The sequence below is a fragment of the Hymenobacter sp. R533113 genome (assembly GCF_056835965.1).
Window position 1 is genome coordinate 231759 of record NZ_JAKWBD010000001.1, and the last position, 25642, is coordinate 257400.

Sequence of the window (25642 nt, forward strand, 5' to 3'; positions counted from 1 at the left end):
GTTATACAAGTTGGAATTTGCCCCCAGAATACGCTTTTAGTCAGCGAAGTTCCCCAGCAGCAGAATAACGGCAATGCCGGCTGCCGCGCCACTTATCACCAGCACCCAGTCGCGACGGGCGGCCCGAAAGCCGCGTAGCACGATAAAGCCTAACATTAAAATGAGCGTTACAATCAGCAGCTGGCCTATTTCCACGCCAATGTTGAATGCCAGCAGCTCCAGCACGGGGCGAGTATTCTGCCCCAGCAGCTCGCGCAGATAACTGGAGAAACCCAGCCCGTGAATCAGCCCGAAGATGGCTGCCAAGGCATTGGGTAGGGTCACTATAATAGGCTGATTACGCTTGAAGTCGCGGCTGGCCCGGCTCATATTTACCAGGCAGGTAAGCAGAATGGTAGCCGGAATTAAGACCTCAATCAGGCCCGCGCTGTACTGCACAAAGCCCAGCGTAGCCAGCGCCAGCGTGATGCTGTGGCCCACCGTGAAGCTCGTAACCAGGGCCACCACCCGCCGCCAATCACTCAAAACGTAAGGCGCACACAGGGCCAGCAGAAACACTAGGTGGTCGTAGGCCTGCAGGTTGAAAATGTGGAAAAAGCCGAGCTGTAGATAAGTTGAGAAAACGGACATGCAGCAAAGCTAATATTTATTCTAACGTGTGCTTTTCAGGGAATTAATACCAAACAGTGCCTTTTAGCGAGAAGGCAGAGCCGTAGTTTTTTATTCGGACCCGACCAGCTACTTTTCCGAATCTACACCATTCCCTGGTTTCCTCTTCTCATGCGAGTAGTAATAATGCTTTCCTGTAATGCTCCTTGTCGCTTCAGCAAAGCCTTTCTACCGCTGTTCCTTCTGCTTTGCGGCACGATGCTTCATGCTCAGACAATCATCCCGCCTTCGCCAGCCCCTGTCCCTGCTTCAGGTGGAGTGATGCTCGTAAATGACTGGTATTTACCGCCATATCAACCAACTGGATCTGAAGCGGACACTACCGGCGCGTTGCTCGCTTTATTTTTGAAGCAACGACGTGCGGGCTATGCGTTTGTGATTCCCTTTTTCACGGGAATGTTTCTGACTGTACCTCTTTCCACTAGTCATGGTGGCTACACCCAAACGGCTGAAAAGGCGATTTCACCACCACTTGGTATACCTATCCTAGCCGCTACAGTTGCAGGCTTTATTATCCATTCTACCTCCAATAATAAAGCTCGCCTGCTCGCTATAGACCAGGCATATATGGCTGGCAAACTTATCCCAGCTAAATACAGGCGACGTCTGAGACAGCAGCACTTTAGTGAAGCCGCCTGTATGAGGGAATCTTTTTTCAGCAAACTCAGTGTCAAGGCAACAACAAATGAGATGGTAAGCTACAGTAAAAAGCCCCCCAGATAGTGCCTGGGGGGCTTTTTACTGTAGCTCTGAATGATTGCCTGCAAGCTTTATGTTACCTAACAGAATACCGCTGGGCTACATGAAATTAACCTTCACAATCTCAAAAAACGGCGAAGTAGCCTGGTACGGATACAATACATACGCATCGGTGAGGCTGCGGCGGGTGATGGTGGTAGGGCCAACGGCGCCCGTAACGAAGCTGCCGGTAGCGCGGGCGGAGGCCCAGGTATCGGTGCTATTGAGGCGAAACACCGTCTGCTGACTACCGGATACTACTAGCAGCGTTTCGGGCGTGAGCAACAGCAGGCCATCGGCACCTACCAGGCTCTGCGTTTTGCTCACAGTAGTAAAGCTTTGGGGGTTGTTGATGGGCACCTTAAACAACGTCCCGTCATTGGCTTTGGCTACCAGCAAAAAGCCTCCTTCCCCCGGATGAAACACAATGCCATTCAGCCCAAAGCCCGTGCCGCCACTGAGCTGTGGGTTTTCCAGGAACACCGAGGCATTGCCTTGTAGATCTACTTTGTAGATAATAGGGGAGAAGCTGTCCGTGACGTAAGCATTGCCTTGCAAGTCAACCGTTATATCGTTGGCAAAATGCTGCTGGCCGGGGCGCAGGGCGCCCAGATCCACGTAGCGCTGGAGGCTGCCGTTGTTGGAGTTGAAGATGGCCAGTCCGGCTAGTTGCCGCAGCGTAGCTGGCGTCGAGCGGCTGGTGTTGCTTCCTCCATCCGACACGGCCGCCAGCAGGCGCTGCCGGGGCAAGTCGAGGTTCAGGCCGATAGTAGATACCAGGCGCGGATCGTCGGCGAAGGTCTGGTAGGTGCCGTTGTCCTTTACGGTGCCAATGCGCCCCTGCGTGCGGGAGCTGACGATGAAGCGCTGATTCAGCTCATCGTACTGCACGCCTTCGGGGTGCAGCCGCGCTTCGGCCACGGTTACTTTGGCAGGATTAAACGGGTTAGGAATAGTGCCGTCTTCGTTGACGCAGCTGGGCAGCACGCTGGTCAACCCAATGGCTAGTGCAACCAGACGAATAAAGCGCGGCAGGACAACGAGTCCTGGCCGACGGAAAGAGAAAGGGTGGAGCATAGAAATGGGTGTTAAAAGTCAATAGTTCAATTGACTAGCTATACGCACCCCGGTGTGAAGCGACTGCCCAAGGCAAAGATTATATACACGCCTGCAACAGAAGTGGGGCGGGTCGGTAAGCACCCGCCCTGGTACCTATATTCTTCTGGCAGAGCATGCAGGATCACGCCTACCGACCGGCATTAAGGTTAAAGCTGAACATTAGTGACACGTACAGGCTTTAGTAAAAACATTCCTGCCTTGAACATTCATTGCGCTGCTTAATAAGGAATACGTAAGCAGAAGACGGCTCTGCAAGAGTTTGCTACCTGCTCGACTATCCGTAACATAACTTTACCCCAACTATGAGCCCAATAATCATAGCAGCCCAACTTGTAGTGGCCTTTTCAATAGTGATTGTGTGGGTGTTTCGCTTCGATAATATCGTTAAGGAATTCAAGCAATACGGACTGCCCGATGTGGTGCGCACGATGGTCGGTGCTACCAAAATAGTCCTGGCTACTCTGCTTGTTGTGGGTATTTGGTATCCCGATCTAGTAGTTGTTCCCGCCTTGCTGATGGCCTTTTTGATGCTCTGCGCGCAGGTTGCCCACATTAAGGTGAAAAACCCTTGGCACAAGTATGTACCGTCGTTTTTCCTGCTGCTGTTGTCGCTCCTTGTTGCCGGTGCTTACGCGGGCGTTATCACCATTTAGGCTCAATGGAGACCATTCCTATTTGGGTTTCAAGCATCTCTTTCCTGTTTTTTGGAATTCATTATTTCGCCTTCCAGCACCTCAAGGACGAATTCAAGCGCTACGGCCTGGAAAAGTTTGGCCCACTCACGGCAACGCTCCAAATACTAGGGGCAGTGGGGTTGTTGGTAGGTATGAAAGTGCCGCTAATTCTGTCAATATCATCGGGTGGTTTGGCCCTTTTGATGCTGTTAGGCTTTGGCGTCAGAATCAAGATTAAAGATGGCTTTTGGCTGTCGTTGCCTTCGCTTCTGTTTGCGCTGCTGAATGGTTATATCCTGTATAACTCGCTGCAACTTATATAACTCGTTTTAAGGATTAGCAACGCCAAAATGAGCCTGTAGAACCAGCACATCCAAGCGCAATATTTCTTTTAATATCTTTGATTTATTCTGCACAAAAAAGCCCCCCAGCACAACGCTGGGGGGCTTTTTTGCACTCAAACCAAATGTACTCACACGCCCGGAATCTCCACGTTCACGTTGTTGAAATGAATGTGCCCGTCTTCCAGCACCGCTTCTACCACAGCGTCTTTGCTCACGCGACCCGAGAGGATGTCTTTCGACAGCTCATTCAGCACCAGGCGCTGCAACACGCGCTTGAGCGGCCGCGCCCCAAACTGCGGGTCGAAGCCCTGCTCGCCGAGGAAATCGAGCACGTCGTTGGTGGCTTCCAACCGGATGCCGGCCTCGTTCAGGCGTTGCTGAATCTGCTTGAACTGGATGTCCACGATGCGGCGGATTTCCTTGCGCTTCAGCGGCTGGAACATCACGATTTCGTCGATGCGGTTCAGGAACTCGGGGCGCATGTGCTGGCGCAGACGCTCAATTACTTCCTCACGGGTGCGGTCCACCACTTCGTCGTGGTTGTACTCATTCAGCTCCTTGAAATTGCGCTGAATGAGGTCGGCGCCCGTGTTGGAGGTCATGATGATGATGGTGTTCTTGAAGTTGGCCACCCGGCCTTTGTTGTCGGTGAGGCGACCATCATCCAGCACTTGCAGCAGGATGTTGAACACGTCAGCATGCGCCTTCTCAATCTCGTCGAGCAGAATCACCGAGTACGGCTTGCGGCGCACGGCCTCCGTGAGCTGCCCGCCCTCGTCGTAGCCCACGTAGCCGGGAGGTGCCCCGATGAGGCGCGACACGGCGTGGCGCTCCTGGTACTCGCTCATATCAATGCGCACCATCGAGTTTTCGTCGTTGAACAGGTATTCGGCCAGAGCCTTCGCCAGCTCGGTTTTACCCACGCCGGTCGTGCCCAGGAAAATGAATGAGCCAATCGGCCGCTTGGGGTCCTGCAAACCAGCCCGCGAACGGCGCACGGCATCCGAAATAGCCGCAATGGCCTCGCTCTGGCCCGCCACGCGCTTGCCCAACTCTTGTTCCAGGTTCAGCAGCTTCTCGCGGTCCGATTGCAGCATCTTGCTCACCGGAATACCGGTCCACTTGGCTACTACTTCGGCAATATCCTCGTGGGTTACCACTTCCTGCAGCATCGAGCCACCATCTTTATTAGCGTTGGCCTCATCCTGCAAGGCCTTGAGCTTGGCCTCGGCTTCCTGAATCTTGCCGTAGCGCAGCTCCGCCACGCGGCCGTAGTCGCCCAGGCGCTCGGCCTGCTCGGCCTCCACCTTAAAGCGCTCAATGTTTTCTTTCTCGGTTTGAATGCTGGTCAACGCCGACTTCTCGTTTTCCCACTGCGCTTTCAACGTGTCCCGCTTGGCGGTCAGCTCGCTGAGGTCTTTCGTAAGCACGTTTTCCCGGTCGTGGTTTTCCTCGCGGCGGATGGCTTCCCGCTCGATTTCCAGCTGCATAATGCGGCGCTGCACTTCGTCCAGCTCCACGGGCATGGAGTTTAGCTCAATGCGCAGCTTGGCGGCCGCTTCATCCATCAGGTCGATGGCTTTGTCGGGCAGGAAACGGTCGGTGATGTAGCGGCTGCTCAGCTCCACGGCGGCAATGACGGCATCGTCGGTGATGCGCACGCCGTGGTGCAGCTCGTACTTCTCCTTGATACCGCGCATGATACTGATGGCGTCCTCAATGCTGGGCTCATCCACCATCACGGCCTGGAAACGACGCTCCAGGGCCTTATCCTTCTCAATGTATTTCTGGTACTCCTTGAGCGTAGTAGCGCCGATGGCGTGCAGCTCGCCCCGCGCCAAGGCAGGCTTGAGCAGGTTGGCCGCGTCCATCGCGCCTTCGCCGCCCGCGCCGGCCCCAATCAGCGTGTGCATCTCGTCGATGAACAGGATGATCTGGCCGTCGGAGTCGGTTACTTCCTTGATGACGGACTTGAGGCGCTCCTCAAACTCGCCCTTGTATTTGGCCCCCGCAATGAGCAAGCCCATGTCCAGCGACATGATGATCTTATCCTTGAGGTTTTCGGGCACGTCGCCGGCCACAATGCGCTGGGCCAGGCCCTCCACAATGGCGGTTTTGCCTACGCCCGGCTCACCCAGCAGCACGGGGTTGTTCTTGGTGCGGCGCGACAGAATCTGGAGCACCCGCCGGATTTCCTCGTCGCGGCCAATCACCGGGTCCATCTTGCCGGTGCGCACCTGCTCGTTGAGGTTGCGGGAGTAGCGGTTGAGGCTCTGGTACTGGTCCTCGGCGGTCTGGCTGGTCACCTTGCGGCCCCCGCGCAGCTCCTTGATGGCAGCTTTCAGGTCTTTTTCATTGAAGCCGGCATCCTTCATCAGGGTAGCTACGGCATCTTTGCCCCCCAGCAGCCCCAGCAGCAGGTGCTCCACCGACACGTACTCATCCTCAAACTCCTTGAGGAAGCCGGTAGCCCGCTGCAAAGCCGCATTGGCATCATTCGCTATATATGGTGAGCCGCCGCTTACTTTCGGATAAGCCGCCACCAACGCATCAAGCCGGGGCGTAAGAATATTCAGGTTCACGCCCAGCTTCTTGGCCAGAAACGACAGCACATTCTCGTCGCTCTGGAAGAGACCGAGCAGCAGGTGGCCCGTCTCGATGGCCTGCTGCTGATTGCCCCCGGCAATTTCAGTGGCCTTCTGCACGGCCTCCTGGGCCTTGATCGTATAGTTATTAAAGTTCATGGCTGCTAGGTCTTTAGTAGTTGCTTCGGGTTAAGAAGTTCTACGAGAGGCGTAGCAAACGGGGTGCAGAAGAGGTTAGGCTGACGTTTTGGCGGGTTTTAATGAGACGTTTTCAACGAAAGCAGACTAAATTTCAGTTGGTCTCGTTGTCCCCTAATGCATCCGGTTTCGGCTGATCAAGTGCTTGTGGAATAATGTATAGCTCCCGAAACATCTGTTCCACCTGGGGTAGCAGGTCGGGTTCCAGGTTCGTTTTATTTTCCAGGAAATACGCGCTGATTTCAGGCATTGGACGGTGCCGAAACGATGTAGTGCTCACAAAAGTCACTACGGACTGGAAGTATACTCGGAAGCGTTTCGTGCGTGCTATGTCCTCACCTGCCAACGCCTCCCCAACGAAACCGGCCGACGCCAGCGGGTCGCGGCGTATGATATCAGCAAACACCCGCAAGCAGGTGCTCAGGATACGAAAAGCGTCGCCATCGTGTACCAGGAGTTTGAAGCGGTTAGGAGAATGCTTGAGGGATAAGGGGTAGAACTTTAGCACATACACATGATGCTGATACTGCTCGGCCTCCACCACGTAGCGACGGTTCTTGCGGGTTCGAAACGTATAAAAATGCGTGCAAACCAAAGGGCCATCCTGATGGGACGGCCCTTTGCGGTAAATAAACGAGTAGCCTTCGCCGGGTAGGCGCGGCTCAAATGAGGTAGGCATAAGCGTTGCGACGCAGGCGTTTCAATTCTTCCTCACTCAGCGTATCGAAGGTAAAGCGTTTGGCGTATTCGCGGGCCTGGGCCAAGCGCTGCTCTTTAGTGAGCTTGATGCTATTGGTTGGCTTGGGAGTATTGTCGGTGGTACCCATAATGCAGCGGAGTTAATAGCTGTATTACTGCGAAGGTACGGTAAAAGGTTCAGCAGGTGGTTCGTATTGGCAGTGCGGGCGTATTCGCAGCGTAGCTGCTCACACCCCCGCAGTCACTCGGCGCAGCCGAGTGACTGCGGGGGTGTGAGCAATTATTTGTTGATATTTTAGCTATATATAGCATATTTATTTCTTTAATATTAGCTCCTGTGTTTTGTTGTCAAAGCTCCATTGACTGAACTTATTGAGAAAGCTCTTTCCTAATAACAAGTACGGTGCATCAGGAACAACACATACTTCAGTATTTGGAATAGAGTAATTGCCTAAAATAATATTTCTTAATAAAAATCTTCTTGCCAATATCTTTCTACCATCTGCAAGGGTAATACTAACTGGAGGTAAATAGCTTAATTTAGTAATCAATCCTTCTAATAATAATTCTCTTTCCTCATTATCCGAAATAATTGTCCAACTAGCTCCTGTGTCAATAATAGATTTTTTATTATTTGATAATCAGTAGCTTGTGGGCATTAACAGTTCTTTTCATTTTTGTATGGCTTTCAGCATCTACCACAACCTGCGAACGGACAACCAATACAAAGCGGCAACCGGGCTAACTCAAGTTCAGTTCGACCAGCTTTACGAGCTATTCGCGCCTTTTTATGAACCCAAAATCCCGCAACCCTACCTAAAATCAAACCCGGTTTTAACCGATACACGCGAAGCCTTATTTTTTATTCTGCACTACTATAAAGCCTATCCCACGCTGCATAATATGGCCATCTACTTCGGCTTTTCTGAATTTGCGGTGAGCCAGTATTTAGAGCGACTAAAACCGTGTTTAAAAGCAGCTTTGCAAGCACAAGGCCTGACACAACGCGTTTTATTTACCAAGCAGACGCAATTTGACGACCTCTTCGCGGGTATCGACGATTTAGTCATTGACGTAACCGAAGTTCCGATTGAACGGGCTGCTAATCAGCAGCTTCAGGAGGAATTTTATAGTGGTAAAAAAAGGCACACCCTGAAATGGTTGCTCATCTGCTCGCTCAGCGGCCGGCTGTTGTGGATCAGCAAAGCCTATAGTGGCCGAACGCATGACTTCACTATTTTCAAAGAAATTTTCGCACATATAACCTTAAAAAACTATCGGATTCATGTGGATGCAGGCTTTGTGGGTATTAAAAAATTTATTAACTGCAAGTATGTTTTTATTCCTTTTAAGGCGCGAAAAAATCATCCACTCACGCCACTCGAACGTCTTATTAATCAGGTGTTGGCTCCACTTCGCGTCGTGGTGGAGAATGTCATTGCACGACTCAAATCGTTTTTCGTGCTTCGTACAACCAACCGGATGAGAAAAAGGAAAAGCTAACCGATGCCTTCGCTTTGTGCGCCGAAGTAGCACATTTCAAGAATATCTGCTCAATCTGCTGATTATCAAATAATAAAAACTCTAATAAAATAATAATTCTTCTCTGCCATTCTTATTCCAATAGCTTGGAGTTGATTTTCGAGAGTTAAAGTCTGAATTCTAGAGGGGTCTGTAGGTCCGTCTACACTACCGAGTATATTATTCGATCTGCTAAACACTTTGCTATCTGTTTGGGACTTCTTGGCGGATGTAACACACGGTAGAAGGACATTCTTCGCGTAGAAGCCATTAGGGTCCTTTACTTCTGCAAACTCCTTTTCACCAGGGTTGATGTATTTTATCTTATCATATATACACTCCAGTGCTACATTTATGTCTATATCCATTTTTGCAAGCGCTACTGTATCCATACTTGCAAGCATAGCCTTCTTCAAAGATTCTTTTTCAAAGACTTCAATCTTGTTAGGCCCTTTATTAATTGCAGATATTTGTATAAGAGTAGAGCTAAGACACTCTTTTAGCTTCTGATCAATCATGGGGTGGTCACCGTTGGCATTTTCAAAGGCTTTTTTATCAACACTGTTTGCATTAGTGTACCAAGTTAATAATTCAATTGATGCACATTCAAACCATATGTCCTCTACTTGACTAGAATACATTGTTGTATGGTGTTCTTTGAGGAGATTTTTTGTCTTATTGACAGCAGATTGATCGAACTTCTTGCTTTGTGCAGCGCTTGGAAATATTTGAAAAGCATATATTAATGTTATAATAATAATATTTCTCATATTAAAAAAGACAGTGTGAAATTTAAATGCTCTAACTCGCCCCCCAACTGGCGCGAGCTTGTAGCTCGTGACCAGCCATGCGGTGGAGGTTGTACCTCCGTTGGCACGCAGCGACAAGCTACGCAGGAAACAGCCCGGCTGCAAGTGGTGCGGCCAATAGAGGGAGCCAGAATGGGAAGCAGTGAATTTGGTGGCTACTTAACCAAGCTGTATTTCCTCCACAAACCCTGCCAGCGTCAGGATACGGGTTTTACGAATGCTGCCTAGTACCAGCAAATCCTCGTCGCCGGTGAGTAGCTAATCAGCTTGGCTGTCGAGGGCGAGATTGAGTAGAAAGTTATCCTTCGCATCGCGGCACAGCGTGACGGCCGACGTAACCGGCGTTGTTGGGAAAGCATCGAGATAAGCGCGGTATATTTCCAGATCAGCAGGTGTAAGATACTTGCGGAACTTAGGCCGCTGCATAACTTGACGGATTTCGTCTTTCAGCTCCTGACTAAAAACCAGCTCCAAGTCCTTCGCAGCAGAAAGCCGCTTCACTCGCTGACCAGTAAGGCTACCAGGCAGGATAAAGCGGCTTATCCAGGAGTTAGTGTCGATAATGACCCGCTGCTTACTTGCGGCGGGCATAACGCGCGGCACGTACGGTTTCTACTTCGCGGGCAATGTCTTCGTCGGTTAGTGCCGTAGGAGCCTGACGCACTCGGTCGTGTACCTTCTGGCTAGTAGCATCGGCCAACGAACTTAGGTTTCGCTGGATGCGGTTTGCTAAGAGTGCCTGCTGCTGCGGCGTGCAATGTAGTACGGCATCCGCTATTTCCCGGAAGTTGCCAGAGGAGTTTGAAACGGAGGCCATAAGCTGTGAGGATATAGTATACAATCAAGGCAACCAAAGTAACGAAGACACAATTTGCTCAGTTCAGTTTTCCCCCACCTAGCGCGAGCTTGCAGCTCGTGACCAGAAAGGGTGTACGTTGCACCTCCACCGGCGCGCAGCGACAAGCTACGCAAGAACCAGCCCGGCGGCTAGCGGCGCGGCTAACGGGAACAAGATACTGATACCAAGCAATATCGTCAGCCGATACCGCATCCTCTTCCTTATCAATCCAGTTCTCTAACTGAATGCCGCTCAACTCGGCGAAGTGGCGGGTGTTGCGGGTGACTAACGTGAGGCTGTGCGCTAGGGCCGTGCAGCCGATAAGAATGTCAAAATCATCAATGCGGCGGCCGATTCGCCGCAGGTGCACTTTCTGGTCAGCGAATAGTTAGAGGGTGGGGCCAATAGGCAATACTTGCTCGGCAAACAGCTCCCGGAATTCTGCTACCTGTCGGTGCTGCCGAGTCTGCCAGACCGGGGAACTGTTAGCTGCGCCAAAGAGCAGCTCCGCAATGGTTATCTCGGACACGAAGCATTGCGCCAAGCCAACCGTAGCCAGCTTCGTATCAAGCTGATGCTCTCCCCGCAGAAAATGGACGCAGATGTTGGTGTCGAGCAGATAGCCAGCGTTCATAGCTCGATATCGGGGCGGTTGCTTTGGCGGGATTCCCGCAGACGCTGATTTATTTCGTCGCCGGTCTCATCGGATGGCCAAGAGCCGAACAGAGCCATAAAACGCCGCTCCCTCTCGTCCAGTGATACTTTAGCTGCCGGCGAAGCCGTGGCTTTTACCCCCAGTCGCTGCGCCAGACTTAGCAGCAAATGCAGGTCAGAATCGTTGGTTGGCTCTAATACGATGGTAGTGGGCATAATTAACTGGACTACAACTGTGATAGGAAAAGGCTGCGCCTCGTTAGCTAAGTTACGATGAGTCCTGCGTTTCGCTACAGGTGGCGGCTCATAGGTCTACTGCGCGGGGCTGGTCTTGGCGGTCGGCATAGATGCGGCGCACCATTTCATCTCCGCTTTCCTCGGATTTCCACGAGCCAAATACCTCATGAAGCAATCGGGTTTGTTCCTCCGCAGAAGGATCAGCCTCTTTGTTAGTAGTGGCACCAGCCGACGCGGGATGTGATAGGATGCGGGCCGTAACATCGGGCACGCTTTGGAGCAGCCGTAGCACACGGGCGGCTTGATCGTCGGGAAATTCCAGTTCGAGGGCGAGTTTCATACTCTTGAAGATAGGATGTAGGCTTGATAACTGATGTTACGCAGCAACTGCATCCATTAGTCGGTAAGGCTGTTTCTGAGCGTAGCAAAAGCCGCTTTTTGAAGCGCAGCAGCAAGTCGTGCGTAACATGAGTTGATAACTCTACAACTACAACCTGAGTTTCTCCGAACACCTTCAGCCGCAGTTGTGGTGGACGCTGGGGGGCTTTTTTTGTCTTGCAGGGAACAGCTAGAATGTATGAGCCAATGCCACTACCCTAACCGGCGCGAGCTTGTAGCTCGTACCAAGTTATACCTCCACCGGATGGGTTATTTGCGGCTTATTTTTGCTTGCTGAATACCTTCTTGAATAGCAGCACTATTTTTTCAACCACAAAACCAATCATTAACCCGGCAACCGCACAGGCCAGCGCCTTGGCAAGCCAGGCCACAACCGGTATGTGAGCTAAAGCCTCATCCAGATCGTCCAGTAAATGACTGGTAAACGGAATGCCGTGGGCTATGATTTCGGCCCCTACCCACAGCATGGCGGCCGTACCCACGTAGCTTAAGATACTCAGGAAGTGCGGCATAAATTTCACGATACCGCGCCCCAATTTTTGAGCAGCGGGGTGGTATTTGTCCTGGGCCAGGTGTACCCCTATATCGTCGGCTTTCACAATTAAGCCCACAAAGCCATATACTGCCACGGTGATAAAAACGGCCACGGCCAGCATTACGACAATCTGGTTTACTATCGGCTGGTCGGCCACCTGGCTATAGGCAATGGCCATGATTTCGGCTGACAGGATAATATCGGTGCGAACGGCCCCCGCCACCCGCTGCTGTTCCAGCTCCTCCGGCGTAATCACTTTCAACTGCTCGCTTTCAACCGGCACGTCGGGGGGCTTGCTAAACATGGAGTGCACCTTTTCATACCCTTCGAAGCATAAATAAGCCCCCCAACATCAAAATGGGCGTAATAGCCCAGGGAGCGAAATACCCCAGCAGTAAGGCCGCCGGACTCAAAATGAGTATTTTATTGATCAGTGATTTCTTTGCTATCTGGTAAATGATAGAAAGCTCACGGGATGGGTCGAGGCCCACGACATACTTGGGCGTAACCGCCGTGTCGTCGATGACAATGCCGGACACTTTACCGGTGGTTTTGGCTACCTGGGCAGGCACATCATCTAAACTAGCGGCGCTTACCTTTACTAAAGCGGAAATATCATCCAGTAGCGCAAAAAAACCTGAGGCCATATTCTATGTGTTCGTTACTTGATTCTCGTTCTTAGATGGTTATGCGTTTTTGCTTTGCTCAGCTTGCCAGCAAGTTATAGCGATTTGGCTAACGGTACATGACTTGCCCTGGCTACGCAGCACCGTGCCCCCAACTGGTGCGAGCATGTAGCTCATGCCTAGCCGTGTAGCAAGCAACAACGCCCTGGAACCTGTGTGGTTGCGGGGCGTTGCTTGTTTTTATGTAGCTATGAACCTTTAATTACTTGTCTATCAATTCTTAAAAGACAATTCCATGGTTTATAAATTCGTCAACTGTTACACGGTCAGTTGCTATTGTGTGCAGTTTCGTGCCTCTACACCCCGCTACGCCAGCTGTCGGTTCTGATTGGAGCCTGTAGCGCTGGCGCGCCGAAACAGCCAACCCGCACCGGCCCACACTGCGGCGAAGAGCGCATTTGCAGCTATTTCATTAATCCTAAGCACGGAAGGTTCTGTAACCTCAGCCGAGGGCTTCCAGATGAATAAGGCTATTACGGTAATCACCACATAGGTAAGCGACGCGGCGAACATGGCGTTGGACATGCCTAGTGGCCGGAAGCGCGCAGCTATGGCCCCGATGATGGCGACGGCCAGCACCGCACCACACAGCAGGTTGGCGGGGTTGTCTTCGCTACCGACGAGCCCTACGGCCAGATTCGCCCACACGAGCATGAGTCCGGCTCCCACCGCTAAGCCAGCGGCCAGTCGATAGGTGGTATTGTCCCCCATCCGCGCAATCAGGACAAACGTGAGGCCCGCGCCGAATAGCAGGATGCCAGCGGCAACAAAATCGCCCACGGTCCAGAGCATATCAGCCATGACCAGCTTGGCCGTCAAGGGTATGAGCAACAGGAGCGCCGTAGCAAGCGCAACGAGAGAAATGCTTTTGGTGAGTGTCATGACAATTGGGTTTTGGGTTCAAGGATGAATGAAAAGCTCTGTTGCTAGTGGTATAGATGCTGTGCTGCCGAAAAGGTAGGCGGTTACTTCTGCTGCTCCTGAAGTGCTTTGCGAAAGGCTCCTTCTGCCTTATTAATGTCCTCCAGATACCCTTCCCGATCAATAAATGGGGTCACTGGGTCTTTTGCTGTGGTGCGTTCCTCAAACTTGCGCTTCAGGCTAAACGGCCGCGCATGGGAGGAGAGATAGATGTCGGCTGGAAGGCTCCGGAGCGTTGCAAAGCTGCGCTCCAGCTCGCGGCGCAGAGTCGCATCGTAATTCCAATTAAACATGGAGGTGGGCATGGGCAACGATAGGCTCCCAACGCTAACTGCCAGCAACTCTTGGTTGCCGTCGCGGACCGGAAACGCCCAGGTGGTGCAGCCCGGCGTGTGGCCTGCCGTAACATGCGCAGTGAGTTGAATAGGCCCCAGGCTGATCTGAGCGCCGTCCTTGAACTGGTGGTCCACGCGGGGCGCAGGGTATTTGATGAGGCCTAGGTACACCAGCCAGTTCACCGGAGCCATATTTCGGTAGCTGACCCCTCCCGACGAAATCATGTTGGCATCTCCTTCACTTATCCACAACTGCGCACCGGATGCTTGCTGCAGGGCCGCCAGGCCACCGGCATGGTCAAAGTGGGCATGTGAGTTGAGCAGAATTTTTACATCCGTGATGTGAAATCCGAGGGTAGCAATGTTCTTCAGAATCATGGGGGCGGTTCCGGGGTAGCCGCCATCAATCAGCACGTGACCCTTGAGGCCGGTGAGTAAAAAGGACGTTACGTCGCGGGCGCCGACGTAGTAGAGGTTGCCCGAAATGCGAAACGGTTGCCGGGGCAGCTGTCCGCCGTTGTTGATGGCGGATTTCCACTTCGTAACAACCAGCAGGGCACCCACAGTAAGAATAGCTGTAATACCGGCTAGAATCTGCCACTTGCGGTTCTTCCCGGGTTTGGTGCTTTCTGTGCTACTCATGGAAACAACCCTACGAATTCTTTGGTAATGTTCAGCCTGCATTGTTACGTCTTCAAAAGTACTTTGTTTTTCAAAGTAAACAAGCAAAGTCAAATAAATCTTGTCCTTTTCGCTCATGGAGCTACAGAGTAGCTACTGCAGCCGGATGGTCTGTTCCGCCCTCAGTTCCGGAGCCGCGTAGCGCCCACCGTTCGCCGCTTTGCACCTAGAAGTACAGGGCCTCGCGCCCCAGCAGGCGCGGGCCATAGCTGAAAGTCCATGATTACCGCCGCTCAACGTGTATGTTTGGGCTTTCACAGTCTTTCGTAGCTCACCCGTAGTCTATGCGCACCATTACCAGCTTAGTTGAATTAGAAAGCCTCGTAGGGCAGGAAATGGGCGTCTCGGCCTACCACACGGTCACCCAGGAGCAGATTAACCAGTTTGCCGCCGCCACGCTGGACCACCAATGGATTCATGTGGACCCCGAGCGGGCGCTGGCAGAGTCGCCATTTAAAACCACCATTGCTCACGGCTACCTCACGGTGGCACTACTGCCGTACCTGTGGCAGCAGATCGTGGCTATCGAGAACTTGAAAATGCAGGTCAACTACGAAATCGAGCAGCTGCGCTTCAACCAGGCCGTGACCGTGAATAGCCAGGTGCGCCTGCGCGCTACGCTGCTTTCGGTGGCTAATCTGCGCGGCATTGCCAAAGCGCGGCTGCAGGTTGCGCTGGAAATTCTGGATTCAAAAAAGCCCGCGTACACGGGGGTAATTACCTTTCTGTATCATTTCCAAGAGCAGTAAAATACTAGGAATAGGGCGACCCTGCTTACATGCCAAGCGTGCGCTGAGCTCATCAAATGGAAGGATTTGATGAAAAAAAGCCCCCAGACTACCGGCGGAAGCAAGACATAGCACGCCTTGTATAGGATAAATCAGAAGCAAAGTCAAGGCAGATAAGTAGCACCAAGCAATGCTAAGAATTTACTATATTTAAGTAGGCTCTCGCGTTTCCTCTCCCGTGTTTTTCCCTGATCCAATGAATACTGACACATTATTAGGCCCCCTGAAAAACGCTGAGCACCATGAAATCGGCGGCGTGCAGGTTGACGTAGTACGCACCGGCAATTCGCGCGTGAAGCGGCTGGTGTATCCGATTGGTTTCCGGTGGTCCAAGGATGTGAAGCCGGTGATTGGGACGGAGCTATGCGAGCATGCTCACGTCGGCTTTCTGGCGGCGGGCCGCCTTGCTATTCAGTACCGCGATGGAGAAACGGAAGAATATATCGCCCCCCAGATTGTAGCTATTGCGCCAGGCCACGACGGTTGGGTAGTGGGCGAGGAGCCCGCAATTCTTATTCAATTTGATTTTGAAGGCGAAACAGTGGAGCGTATGGGCCTGAAACGAAGCTAAGGCTCCTGAATCTCCCCTCCGAATTGGCGTGGCCCTCGCGTACGCAAGCCACCGCCGACATAATCTGGCCGGGCGTGCAATAGCCGCACTGAAAACCGTCATGCTTCAGAAGTGCTTCCTGCATAGGGAGCAGGTTGTCACCGTTGGCCAAGCCCTCAATGGTCGTGATTTTGCGACCTTCCTGCATCACGGCCAGCGTTAAGCAGCTGTCGATGCGTTGCCCATCGACGTGGACGGTGCAGGCGCCGCACTGTCCATAATCGCAGCCTTTCTTGGTGCCGGTGAGGTGGAGCTGTTCGCGCAGCAGGTCGCGCAGAGTGGTGCGCGGCTCCACCGGGAGCTTATGCCGCACGCCGTTCACATCCAGCTTCAGGGGTACCTTGTCGAAGGCGCCGGCTACTTTTTCGTCAAACTGCGCCGCGGCAGCCTGCACAATGGGGCCGGGCGTGAGCGCCATGGCCGTGAGCAGGGAGGACTAGTTGAGAAAGGTACGCCGAGCCTCATTAGGAGAAAAACCCGGTTCAGCGGGGTTGGTTTCCGGTTTATCGGCTGCCATGACGTGGTCGGTCAGGTTAACAACTCAGCGCAGAGGTTAGCAGGCTGAGAGTTGGTGAATGGCTGTGTATAAACCAAGGACGCCAATAACGAAGTAGCTGGTTGAGTAGAACGGGTAGAGACGCAAGAGTTGGAGTCTCCTTATTCAATAACCGAAACTACGTTATTTAGGTAGAGCAACCTCAGCACCCAAAGGTCAGCGGAGCTAACGACAAGACTCCAACTCTTGCGTCTCTACCCGTTCTGATCTTTAATGGCTAATTCAAACAGCTTCTCGGTAGGGCAGCAACTGATGCACTATATTCTGCAGTTGCTTGACGGCGTCAGGAAATGCTTTAAGCACACGCTGACATTGCTTGGTTTAACCGTGAGTTTTACGGGGTGGGCCGGCAAATGGCTGGGTATTTTTCAATGAAAAAGCCCCCCAGGTTTAGCTCGTCGGCAAAGCTGAACAGGTGCGTAACACTGAAGCTGCAGAAGAGTCTGTTAGAAACGCGAGCGTATGATCTGTTGGGAAAAAGACGGGTAGCAAACCAAAAATCACGTACAAGCCAACTTCATTCCATCCGTTTGCTATGCCTACGTACTACATTGGCTGCTCCGGCTTTTCCTACCGCGACTGGAAAGGCATTTTGTATCCCGAAGGCCTGCCGCCGCGCAAGTGGTTTGCATATTACTGCACCCAGTTTAATACGCTGGAGGTAAACGTAACCTTCTACCGCATGCCGGAGCTGAAAGTGTTCGAGACCTGGTATACGCAGAGCCCGGCGGATTTCCGGTTGGCCGTAAAAGCCCCCGCATCGTTACGCACTACAAGAAGTTCAACGCCGAAGCTGCACCCGTGCTGGCCGACTTCTACGGCACGGTGCGCGAAGGCTTAGGCGAGAAGCTGGGCCCCATTCTGTTTCAATTGCCCCCCAAAGCCGCTTACACCGAGGAGCTGCTGGGCCGCATCCTGGAGCAGCTCGACCCTGATTTTCATAATGTGGTGGAGTTTCGGCACCCGAGCTGGTGGGAAGGCGAAATCCTGCGGGAGCTGACGCGGCACGGCATCACGTTTTGTGGCCAAAGCTACCCGGCCGCCCTGCCCGATGAGGTGATAGTGAACACGCCGCAGGTATATTACCGCTTTCATGGCGTGCCGGTGCTCTATACCTCGGCCTACGACGACGCCTTTTTGCAGCGCGTGGCCCAGGAAATTCGGGCGCAGCCGATGGTAAAAGAAGCCTATATCTACTTCAACAATGGCATCGGTGGGGCTGGGGTGTTAAATGCGCAGCAGCTGCAAAAAATACTAGGCGCACAGCCTGCAATCAGCGCAAGCGTGGCGCTTACAAATAGTTAAAAAGTGCCGTAGCAGCATAGTCAGCCCTTATAAAAATGGCAAAGCCGTAGCAGGCGCTATCTTCTGCAGCAGGCTGAGCATAAGATGATATACTTCCCGTAGCTGGGCCGGATCTACAATAGCGGCGTCTTTGGTAAACATCAGATAAACTTCGGCGGCGGGGCTTTCGGAGGTGGGAGCCAGGGCAAGGCGCGCAGTAGGGTGGTGCAGCAGGGTTTGGCGTAGCTCGGGGTCGGAGAGCAGCAGGTCGCGGAGCGCATCGGCGCTATTGGTGGTGGTAATGAAGGTGGCATCCAGCTCCGGGTCGCCGAGCTCTATGTCGGTGAGGCCGAGCAGCTTCCCAATCTCATGCACCCAGTCCTGCTCGTGCATGGAAAAGCGCAGGGGCCTATGGTTGGGAACCAGAGCAGTAAAGGCCGTGGTTTCGAAGCCGCCCTCAAAACCGCCCCCCAGGTCAATATCGATGGCCATGCGGATCTGGTAGCCTGCCTGCACCAGTTCTACATCGTATTCAAACAGCTCGCTTTGCTGCTGTATATCGGCAGTTACTTGCTGCCACAAGGCGTCTTCCGTATCGGCGGAAAAAACGCGCGGGGTATCGGTATCCATTATTTGCAAAGAGTAAGGATTGATGGGGCAAGCCCGCGTGAGTGTCAGGTACAAATAAAAACGCCCCCCAGCCGAATTGGTTGGGAGGCGTTCTCAGCGGAGGATTGGTTTAGCGTCTGGCACTTTGTAATTGGGTGTTCATCAGGGTGGCCAGCATGGAATCGGGGAGAACCAGGCTGGAGAAAAAGTTGAATTTGGCGCTGACGGTGGGCAGCGAGCGGGCCTCGCCTTCCATCATGTCGTCGTAGCCGCCCTGGGCCACTTCGCGGGCGGAGGCGGGGTGGCTGGCGGCGCGGGTATGCTCGGCGTGGGCTACATGGAAGAAGTTGGTATCGGTGGGCGGTGGGCAGAGAATGGTCATCGTGACGGCCGATTTCTGCTGCTTCAGTTCGTGCTGCACGGCCTCGCTAAAGCTGAGCACGAAGGCCTTGGTGGCGGCGTATACGGCCTGGCAGGGGCTGGGCGAGAAGGAGGCAATGGAGCCCAGCTGCAAGATGCGGCCGTAGTTGCGCTCCACCATACCGCGCAGATACAGCTTGGTCAGGTGCACGAGCGAGGTCGCATTTACCTGAATCATGTTCAGCTCGGTGTCCATATCGGTATCGACGAAGTAACCGGTTTCGCCAAAGCCGGCATCATTCACCAGGGCGTCAATCTGTAGGCCACGCTTATTCGTTTCCTCAAAAATCATTAGAGGAGTTTGGGGATTGCTCAGGTCGAAGGGCAGCAGTATAATGTCAACACCTTCAAATTCCTGATGAAGCAGGCGGGCAGCCTCCTTTAGCTCATCGAGGTGGCGGGCTATCAGCACAACGCGATAATCGTCGCGGGCGAAGCACCGGGCCAGCTCAAAACCAATGCCGCTGGAGGCACCGGTGATCAAAGCGGTTTGGTCGTTCATGACTGAGAGGGTTTAAAGGTGATGATTGAACCTTAAGTTACTGATAAACAGACAAACTAATTTGGGAAAGGTGGCTTATTGGGTCGAGGATATACTAGCGTAGTATGGATATGATTTTGGCCTTCCCACCGTATGCGAAAGCCTCCTGAACAAAGCGCCTACCCTAAAGCAGCGGATAACGAGTTTTGCGCAGTGCTTACTTATGCTTTCACCCGGCGAATCGGGCAAAAAAGCCCCCCACGCGCCGACTCTTGCTCCGATTATCTTCGGCCCGACTGGAGCAGCTACTCAGTAATCCAAACCCGCATTTTTTGGATAGGAGCACGCTGATAACACTCCGCTAAGCCATCGGCCGTAAGCTCATCTTTGCGTAGCTCTTTATAGGGCAGCGTCACGCAAAAGTCCTCATCGAAGGGAAATGGCGCGACCTGCACTTGGCTCTTAGAAACCCATTTGGTTTGAATTAGCTGGTGGTCGGTGAAGTCGAAATAGTCGGAAAACGGAATGCCGTCTTTGTACCAGGGGTGCTCATGTTCTTTGGTCGCGCCCGGCTCATTCAGGCACAGGTACAGCGACAACCGATCAAGAAACTTGAGCAGCTGCACGTGGAAGTCGAGGGTAAGCTGCGACGAAGAAGTGAGGCCCAGCTGCCGCTTTAGCCGCTGCTGACGGCTTTCCTCGCGCTTTAGGAACTGCCGGCCCGCCTCGATTTTGTCCATCTCAGGAAACCCAGTGTAGTGCAGGCTGGATAGCAGACCCGCGTAAGGCGTAAGGTTCTCCAGCTCCGTGATGCCCTGTTCGTAGTGACGAAGGCGGGGCGCGGGCGGGAAATCCCGGAAGGAAAAGGGCGCCTGCTTCTGTTCGTTCCACAGTGGTTTGGCATCCAGCGACATCCAGCCGCGGTCGTGCTCGTACACGGCCAGCACGACATCTGCCCGACGCGCTGCATCGCCAAAATACACGCCCAGCCAATGATCCACCATGACCCCGGAAACATGGGCGTGGTCGTGCTGGCAGATGCAGGTAAAGCTGGAGGGCGTTTCTCGAACAATCATAGCTTAATAGAAAGCGCTAGTGGTGGATGAAGGCGAGAAAGCATACCGCACTTACAGCCGGGCCGCAGATCCGCAGAGCACATGGGCGCAGTAGTAAGCTAGAAAAGAAATAGGGTGGGTTGCAAGCGCCACCGTGGTCCGTCAGCGGAATTTCGGGCTGGTATTACGTTAGAAAAAGCCCCCCAGAAATGCTTCTGGGGGGCTTTTTTGATCTTTATTCACATTTGAAGTAATAGGCAGACTAGCCACCTGATGCTGGAGAACTATCTACGGCGCCTTTACTGACTTATGGAAAGCAATTGTAAGTTCCAACTCCCGGCTACGGTTAAGCTAGCGTGGAATTATCCATATATTTAGAACCTTAAACTTTATCAAAATAATAAGCCTGGGCGCAGAGTGTAGTTAGTCGCTGCGGAGACTTTATAAGCTATTTATGAAAATCAGATTCCTTCTGCTGGCCGTCTTGGCGGTAGTATTTTTATCCTCTCTGCCTGCTTTGAGCCAAAGTAGCATTCCCGCAGATAGCGGCGCTGTGGCAGCGGCGGTTGAAGCCGCAACCACGCGCTACACGAAGGCAATAGGTGATAACTCGCTGCTATACACGGGGCCTGAATACCTGGATTACAGCCAGCCTTATATGAACGGCAATCAATTTTTTGGTGCCGGCAAATTGCACAGCGGTACCGTCCATTATCACGGAACAGTCTATACCAAGGTTCCGCTGCTGTATGATATCAAGCTGGATCAGGTGGTAATACAGCCTCCCGCAAATCCGCTGCAGTTCAAATTGGTCGATGAAAATGTGAAGTATTTTGTAATCGATGGCCACACTTTCGTGCGAATTATAAAGGACGATACAGTACAATATTCGGTGCCAACGGGCTACTACGATTTAGTGGTTGATGGCCCGGCAAAAGTGTTAGCAAAGAGGACGAAAAAAACACAGACCCGACGCGGCCTTTACGGCTTGGAGGGAAGCTACCGGGAAGAGGCAAAATTCTACCTCCAAACAGACAATAAGTTTCATTCCGTGACGTCCCGGCAATCAATTGTGCGTCTATTTAGCGCTAAGAAAACGGACCTGGATAGCTATGCGCGGCAGCAGAAGCTGAAGTTTAAAAAAGCCAGTCAGGAAGCCTCCATTATCGAGCTGGTGAAGCACTATAATTCATTACAGAGCCAAACAACACAAACAAACTAAGCAGTGAAAGAAAATCTACACTCTCAAAAAGCGCCAGCTACAGTAAATGAAATTATTTAGCTGGATTAGCCTGATTTATCTTATTCTATTTAGTAGCCTTTCGGGTTATGCGCAAGAGTTGGCGCCATTAATTAGCGGCAGTTTTGAGAAGACAGACTTTGAAACTTTCGCCAAATCGGTAGAAGCAAAGACGCCGTATCGGTTTTACTTTAATCCTGCTACGGTCGATAGCGTGGTCATCAACGCGCAGGTACAGGAGCGGCCTTTAGCGGAAGTGTTGGATCTGGTGCTGAAAGGCACAAACCTGCGGTATGCAATTGACGCCGAAAAGCGCGTGTATATCACCGCTGGCTCACCGCTCACCACAGAATTGCCCCCCGGCTATTTCAGCCAGGAGCCCGCCGATAATCTGGCCACTACCGACACCGATGAAGAGGATGCTAGCAGGAAACCGGTGTCGGCGGCTACGCTGCAATTGAAGGTATATGAAATCGGGAGGAGCGGCGGCGCGAATGCGAAGGGCAACGCTACGCTGGCCGGGCATGTGCGCGACATCAAATCGGGCGAAGCGGTAATCGGCGCATCGGTATTCATTGAGTCGCCCTCCATTGGCGCCGCCACGGACCAGTTTGGCTACTACTTTCTCACGCTGCCAGTGGGCCGGCACGAGTTGAAAATAAGAGGAGTAGGGGTAAAAAACACCAAGCGGCAGATCGTGCTCCGCTCGGACGGCAAGCTTGATATTGAGGTGGAAGAGGACATCACTACGCTCCGGGAGGTGGTAGTGGAAGCCGAGAAAGACAAAAACGTAGCCGGCATGCAAATGGGCCTCGAACGGCTCGATATCAAAACCATGCGGCAGGTGCCCACCGCTTTTGGCGAAACGGATATTCTGCGCATTGTGCTCACGCTGCCGGGAGTAAAGTCGGTGGGAGAGGGCAGTACCGGCTTGAACGTGCGTGGCGGCTCCACCGACCAGAATTTGATTCTGTTCAACGACGCTACCATCTACAATCCGTCGCACTTATTCGGTTTCTTTTCGGCTTTCAATCCCGATATCCTAAAGACCGTAGAGCTGTACAAAGGCACCATTCCGGCGAAGTTTGGCGGGCGTCTGTCGTCGGTGCTGGATATAGCCACCCGCGACGGCAACAAAAAGAAATTTGCGGGCTCCGGCGGCATTGGTCTGCTGACCAGCCGGCTGGCCTTTGAAGGCCCAATTGTAAAGGATAAAAGCGCTTTCCTGGTGAGTGGGCGAACCAGCTATTCTGACTGGATTCTGAAACGGCTGTCGAACAGCAAGCTAAAGCAAAGCTCAGCGGCTTTCTACGATTTGAATGCCCACATCAGCCACGACATAAATGATAAGAACTCGCTCTACCTTACCGGGTACCGGAGCCGGGATGAATTTCAGCTGGCCAGCGACAGTGTGTATCAGTATGAGAACACCACGGCCAGCCTGAAGTGGCGGCATACGTTCAATAACCGACTGTACGGCGTGCTTACCAGCGCTTACAGCCAATACCAGTATAATATTTCGAGTCAGGACAATCCGGTCACCAACGCGCGCCTGCGCTACAGCATCAGGCAGCTAAATACGCAGGCTGATTTTAGCTATTTGCCCAGCGCCAGGCACACCATTGATTTTGGCGCCAGCTCCATTCTGTACAACGTGTCGCCGGGCAGCTTTTCACCCGTGGGGGGCGAATCATTGATACTTCCCAACACATTAGCCCGCGAACAAGCGTTGGAAAGCGCCCTCTACGTTTCCGACCTGATTACGCTTTCCCCGCGGCTGTCGGTTTCCGTTGGCCTGCGCTATTCGCTGTATAATGCGCTGGGGCCCAGAGAGGTGTATGAGTACTTGCCGAATGTATCGAAGTCGGTGAATACAATAACCGACACGCTTCAGGTTGGCAAAGGCAACGTACTGGCTACCTACCACGGGCCCGAATACCGTCTGTCGGCAAAGTATGCCCTCTCCGATAAATCATCGGTAAAACTGAGTGTCAACCGGATGCGCCAATACATCCACATGCTCTCGAATACGGCTTCTATGTCGCCCACGGATAGCTGGAAACTAAGCGACAGTAATATCCGGCCGCAGGTTGGCGACCAGGCATCAGTGGGCTATTACCGCAACTTTAAGAACAACACCATCGAGACTTCCGTGGAAACCTATTATCGGGTGATGCACGATTTTCTGGACTATAAAAGCGGCGCTACCTTGCTCCTGAATCCGCACATCGAAACGGACGTGGTAAACGCCGAGGGCAAAGCCTACGGCGTGGAGATGATGGTAAGAAAGCTGACGGGCAAGCTGAATGGTTGGCTTAGCTACACCTATTCTCGCTCCCTGGTGCAGGTAAACCTGGGAACAACCGGCGATATGATTAATGGGGCGCGTTTTTACCCCAGCAATTTTGACAAGCCGCACGACGCCACGCTGGTGGGTAACTACCGGTTTAGTCGGCGCTTCAGCGCTTCGCTGAACGTTAATTACAGCACTGGTCGCCCCATTACGCTGCCGCTGGCCAAGTACGTTACAAACGGCTCGACCAGGGTATTTTACTCCGAGCGAAACGAGTACCGGGTACCCGATTATTACCGCGCCGACTTTGCCCTGAACATTGAAGGAAACCACAAGGTGAAAAAGCTGGCCCACAGCTCCTGGACCGTGTCGGTGTACAATCTGACGGGGCGCAAAAACCCCTATTCTATTTATTTCAGATCCGAAAACGGGCAGATAAAGGGCTATCAGCTAGCCATTTTTGGCCAGCCCATTCCGACCGTTACCTATAACTTCAAATTTTAGATGCGCTGCTTTTTACACCTGCTGCACCGCGCCGGGCTTGGCGTAGTACTCCTGACGCTTGCGGGCTGCATCGATACCTTCGAGCCGGAAGTTATTGCGTCGGCCGAAAACTATCTGGTGGTGGATGGCACCATTAATAGTGCCGGCGTGACCACTATTCGCCTCTCGCGCACCGACAACCTAACCAGCACCGCGCCTCCACCCGCCGAGGCCAAAGCCACCGTATTTATTGAAGAGGAAGCAGGTCCGCGCTACACTTTATCAGAAACAGCCCCCGGCATTTATACATCTACCGCTTTGATGTTAGCCCCTTCCAGGCGGTATCGACTGTTTTTTCGGACCCAGGCGCGGCGCGACTACGCCTCAGACTACGTGGCTGCAAAGACTACCCCACCCATCGACTCCGTGACGTGGAAAGCTAGTGCCCAGGGCCTGCAAGTGTATGTGAGTACCCACGATAACAACGATGCTTCCCGCTTCTACCGCTGGGACTACGACGAAACGTGGGAATTTACCTCTGCTTTCCGCTCCTTTTATGAGTACCGAAATGGCCGGCTTGATTTCCGTCCCAGTGGAGACATCTTTTTTTGCTGGGGAAATGAGAGATCCTCAGCCATTAAGCTTGGCAGCACCTTAGCTCTTAGTCAGAATGTAGTGTCCGATTATCCGCTCACGCTCATGCCCCCGACTTCCACTAAGCTGCGGTATAAATACAGCATCTTAGTTAAGCAGTATGCACTGAGCGCGGAAGAGTTTGCCTACTGGGAGTTGCTGCAAAAGAACACCGAAAACATCGGTACTATATTCGACCCGCAGCCCAGCCAGCTTACGGGCAACGTGCGCAGCCTCACCGACGCAGCTGAGCCCGTTATTGGCTATGTAGGTGTGCAGTCAGTTACGGAGAAGCGTATTTTCATTGAGCGCAGCCGGCTGCCCCAAAGTTGGAGGGCTCTCACGGGCTACGAGAATGACTGTGGCCGGCCCGATACATTAAGGCCTGCAGTGATAGATTTTTTTAGGAATAGCAATTTTATTCCTATCGATGTGCTGGAGGGCGGCGGGTATCTTTATTCTACTGCTGAGTGCGCAGATTGTCGCAAGCGTGGCACCAATGTGAAGCCAGCTTTTTGGGAATAGATGGCCTGCCTGCACCACCAACC

At 52.8% G+C, this 25642-nt stretch carries 28 protein-coding genes and 2 pseudogenes; 10 read left to right on the forward strand and 20 right to left on the reverse strand.

The window, feature by feature from the left end; all coding sequences use genetic code 11:
- Positions 1-36: 36 nt before the first annotated feature.
- Complete coding sequence (locus MKZ35_RS01020) at positions 37-630, reverse strand: HupE/UreJ family protein (RefSeq protein WP_482511372.1); 594 nt, start codon at positions 628-630, stop codon at positions 37-39.
- Between the two features lie 150 nt (positions 631-780).
- Between MKZ35_RS01020 and MKZ35_RS01025 the strand changes: the two genes are divergently transcribed.
- On the forward strand, positions 781-1392 hold the full coding sequence (locus MKZ35_RS01025) for a hypothetical protein (protein ID WP_482511373.1): 612 nt from the start codon (positions 781-783) through the stop codon (positions 1390-1392).
- Between the two features lie 75 nt (positions 1393-1467).
- Here MKZ35_RS01025 and MKZ35_RS01030 read toward each other — a convergent pair whose 3' ends face one another.
- On the reverse strand, positions 1468-2484 hold the full coding sequence (locus tag MKZ35_RS01030; RefSeq protein ID WP_482511374.1) for a hypothetical protein: 1017 nt from the start codon (positions 2482-2484) through the stop codon (positions 1468-1470).
- Between the two features lie 344 nt (positions 2485-2828).
- Here MKZ35_RS01030 and MKZ35_RS01035 point away from each other — a divergent pair, with 344 nt between their 5' ends.
- Positions 2829-3179 carry a DoxX family protein gene (locus MKZ35_RS01035; protein ID WP_482511375.1) on the forward strand — a complete coding sequence of 117 codons (351 nt, stop codon included), beginning with the start codon at positions 2829-2831 and terminating at the stop codon, positions 3177-3179.
- Between the two features lie 5 nt (positions 3180-3184).
- On the forward strand, positions 3185-3523 hold the full coding sequence (locus MKZ35_RS01040) for a DoxX family protein (RefSeq protein ID WP_482511376.1): 339 nt from the start codon (positions 3185-3187) through the stop codon (positions 3521-3523).
- Between the two features lie 149 nt (positions 3524-3672).
- Here the strand turns inward: MKZ35_RS01040 and clpB are convergent, their stop codons facing one another.
- The 4 genes from clpB to MKZ35_RS01060 all read right to left on the reverse strand — a co-directional run bounded on the left by clpB (position 3673) and on the right by MKZ35_RS01060 (position 7646).
- Positions 3673-6288, reverse strand: a complete 2616-nt coding sequence (gene clpB, locus MKZ35_RS01045) for an ATP-dependent chaperone ClpB (RefSeq protein WP_482511377.1) — start codon at positions 6286-6288, stop codon at positions 3673-3675.
- Positions 6289-6421: 133 nt separating this feature from the next.
- Complete coding sequence (locus MKZ35_RS01050; protein WP_482511378.1) at positions 6422-7006, reverse strand: hypothetical protein; 585 nt, start codon at positions 7004-7006, stop codon at positions 6422-6424.
- The gene (locus tag MKZ35_RS01055) at positions 6990-7154 is read right to left on the reverse strand and encodes a hypothetical protein (protein WP_482511379.1); all 165 of its coding nucleotides are present in this window, start codon (positions 7152-7154) and stop codon (positions 6990-6992) included. The genes MKZ35_RS01050 and MKZ35_RS01055 overlap by 17 nt, the downstream gene beginning before the upstream one ends.
- A 186-nt stretch (positions 7155-7340) precedes the next feature.
- Positions 7341-7646 carry a retropepsin-like aspartic protease gene (locus MKZ35_RS01060; RefSeq protein ID WP_482512242.1) on the reverse strand — a complete coding sequence of 102 codons (306 nt, stop codon included), beginning with the start codon at positions 7644-7646 and terminating at the stop codon, positions 7341-7343.
- 61 nt (positions 7647-7707) lie between these two features.
- Here MKZ35_RS01060 and MKZ35_RS01065 point away from each other — a divergent pair, with 61 nt between their 5' ends.
- Complete coding sequence (locus MKZ35_RS01065) at positions 7708-8529, forward strand: transposase (protein WP_482511380.1); 822 nt, start codon at positions 7708-7710, stop codon at positions 8527-8529.
- 65 nt (positions 8530-8594) lie between these two features.
- On the opposite strand, the gene MKZ35_RS01070 is transcribed toward MKZ35_RS01065, so the two are convergent.
- From MKZ35_RS01070 to bla, 10 genes and pseudogenes are all read right to left on the reverse strand, one after another.
- Positions 8595-9317 (reverse strand): hypothetical protein, encoded by a 723-nt coding sequence (locus MKZ35_RS01070; protein WP_482511381.1) that lies wholly within the window; start codon positions 9315-9317, stop codon positions 8595-8597.
- 297 nt (positions 9318-9614) lie between these two features.
- The gene (locus tag MKZ35_RS01075; protein WP_482511382.1) at positions 9615-9947 is read right to left on the reverse strand and encodes a putative toxin-antitoxin system toxin component, PIN family; all 333 of its coding nucleotides are present in this window, start codon (positions 9945-9947) and stop codon (positions 9615-9617) included.
- Positions 9931-10173: a hypothetical protein gene (locus MKZ35_RS01080; protein WP_482511383.1), complete on the reverse strand. Its 243-nt coding sequence runs from the start codon at positions 10171-10173 to the stop codon at positions 9931-9933. Before MKZ35_RS01080 ends, MKZ35_RS01075 begins: the two co-directional genes overlap by 17 nt.
- Positions 10174-10231: 58 nt before the next feature.
- Entirely contained in the window at positions 10232-10564 is a 333-nt protein-coding gene (locus MKZ35_RS01085; RefSeq protein ID WP_482511384.1) for a PIN domain-containing protein, read from the reverse strand.
- An 18-nt stretch (positions 10565-10582) separates the two neighbouring features.
- Positions 10583-10828 carry a PIN domain-containing protein gene (locus MKZ35_RS01090; protein ID WP_482511385.1) on the reverse strand — a complete coding sequence of 82 codons (246 nt, stop codon included), beginning with the start codon at positions 10826-10828 and terminating at the stop codon, positions 10583-10585.
- Complete coding sequence (locus MKZ35_RS01095; RefSeq protein WP_482511386.1) at positions 10825-11064, reverse strand: hypothetical protein; 240 nt, start codon at positions 11062-11064, stop codon at positions 10825-10827. The genes MKZ35_RS01090 and MKZ35_RS01095 overlap by 4 nt, the downstream gene beginning before the upstream one ends.
- Positions 11065-11152: 88 nt before the next feature.
- Positions 11153-11425 (reverse strand): hypothetical protein, encoded by a 273-nt coding sequence (locus MKZ35_RS01100; RefSeq protein ID WP_482511387.1) that lies wholly within the window; start codon positions 11423-11425, stop codon positions 11153-11155.
- 319 nt (positions 11426-11744) lie between these two features.
- Positions 11745-12666 (reverse strand): annotated as a pseudogene (locus tag MKZ35_RS01105) (DUF808 domain-containing protein).
- Between the two features lie 345 nt (positions 12667-13011).
- Entirely contained in the window at positions 13012-13587 is a 576-nt protein-coding gene (locus MKZ35_RS01110; protein ID WP_482511388.1) for a hypothetical protein, read from the reverse strand.
- 83 nt (positions 13588-13670) lie between these two features.
- A complete protein-coding gene (gene bla, locus MKZ35_RS01115; RefSeq protein WP_482511389.1) occupies positions 13671-14603 on the reverse strand; it encodes a subclass B3 metallo-beta-lactamase in 933 nt (310 codons plus the stop codon).
- Between the two features lie 323 nt (positions 14604-14926).
- On the opposite strand from bla, the gene MKZ35_RS01120 reads away from it, so the two are divergent.
- Together MKZ35_RS01120 and MKZ35_RS01125 are read left to right on the forward strand one after the other, a co-directional pair.
- Positions 14927-15391 carry a MaoC family dehydratase gene (locus MKZ35_RS01120; RefSeq protein ID WP_482511390.1) on the forward strand — a complete coding sequence of 155 codons (465 nt, stop codon included), beginning with the start codon at positions 14927-14929 and terminating at the stop codon, positions 15389-15391.
- 235 nt (positions 15392-15626) lie between these two features.
- Positions 15627-16001: a cupin domain-containing protein gene (locus tag MKZ35_RS01125; protein WP_482511391.1), complete on the forward strand. Its 375-nt coding sequence runs from the start codon at positions 15627-15629 to the stop codon at positions 15999-16001.
- On the opposite strand, the gene MKZ35_RS01130 is transcribed toward MKZ35_RS01125, so the two are convergent.
- The gene (locus MKZ35_RS01130; RefSeq protein ID WP_482511392.1) at positions 15943-16458 is read right to left on the reverse strand and encodes a (2Fe-2S)-binding protein; all 516 of its coding nucleotides are present in this window, start codon (positions 16456-16458) and stop codon (positions 15943-15945) included. The genes MKZ35_RS01125 and MKZ35_RS01130 overlap by 59 nt on opposite strands.
- Positions 16459-17131: 673 nt before the next feature.
- Between MKZ35_RS01130 and MKZ35_RS01135 the strand changes: the two are divergent.
- Positions 17132-17901: pseudogene (locus MKZ35_RS01135) on the forward strand (DUF72 domain-containing protein).
- 27 nt (positions 17902-17928) lie between these two features.
- Here the strand turns inward: MKZ35_RS01135 and MKZ35_RS01140 are convergent.
- The 3 genes from MKZ35_RS01140 to MKZ35_RS01150 form a co-directional block, all read right to left on the reverse strand.
- Positions 17929-18510 carry a hypothetical protein gene (locus MKZ35_RS01140; protein WP_482511393.1) on the reverse strand — a complete coding sequence of 194 codons (582 nt, stop codon included), beginning with the start codon at positions 18508-18510 and terminating at the stop codon, positions 17929-17931.
- A gap of 109 nt (positions 18511-18619) precedes the next feature.
- Positions 18620-19411 (reverse strand): SDR family NAD(P)-dependent oxidoreductase, encoded by a 792-nt coding sequence (locus tag MKZ35_RS01145; RefSeq protein ID WP_482511394.1) that lies wholly within the window; start codon positions 19409-19411, stop codon positions 18620-18622.
- Between the two features lie 284 nt (positions 19412-19695).
- Positions 19696-20466, reverse strand: a complete 771-nt coding sequence (locus MKZ35_RS01150; protein WP_482511395.1) for a DUF3891 family protein — start codon at positions 20464-20466, stop codon at positions 19696-19698.
- A gap of 433 nt (positions 20467-20899) precedes the next feature.
- Between MKZ35_RS01150 and MKZ35_RS01155 the strand changes: the two genes are divergently transcribed.
- Genes MKZ35_RS01155 through MKZ35_RS01165 form a run of 3 tightly spaced genes read left to right on the forward strand, consistent with a single transcriptional unit; the run spans position 20900 to position 25619 of the window.
- Positions 20900-21667: a hypothetical protein gene (locus MKZ35_RS01155; RefSeq protein ID WP_482511396.1), complete on the forward strand. Its 768-nt coding sequence runs from the start codon at positions 20900-20902 to the stop codon at positions 21665-21667.
- 46 nt (positions 21668-21713) lie between these two features.
- Positions 21714-24482: a carboxypeptidase-like regulatory domain-containing protein gene (locus MKZ35_RS01160; RefSeq protein WP_482511397.1), complete on the forward strand. Its 2769-nt coding sequence runs from the start codon at positions 21714-21716 to the stop codon at positions 24480-24482.
- Entirely contained in the window at positions 24483-25619 is a 1137-nt protein-coding gene (locus MKZ35_RS01165; protein WP_482511398.1) for a DUF4249 domain-containing protein, read from the forward strand.
- Positions 25620-25642 lie beyond the last annotated feature (23 nt).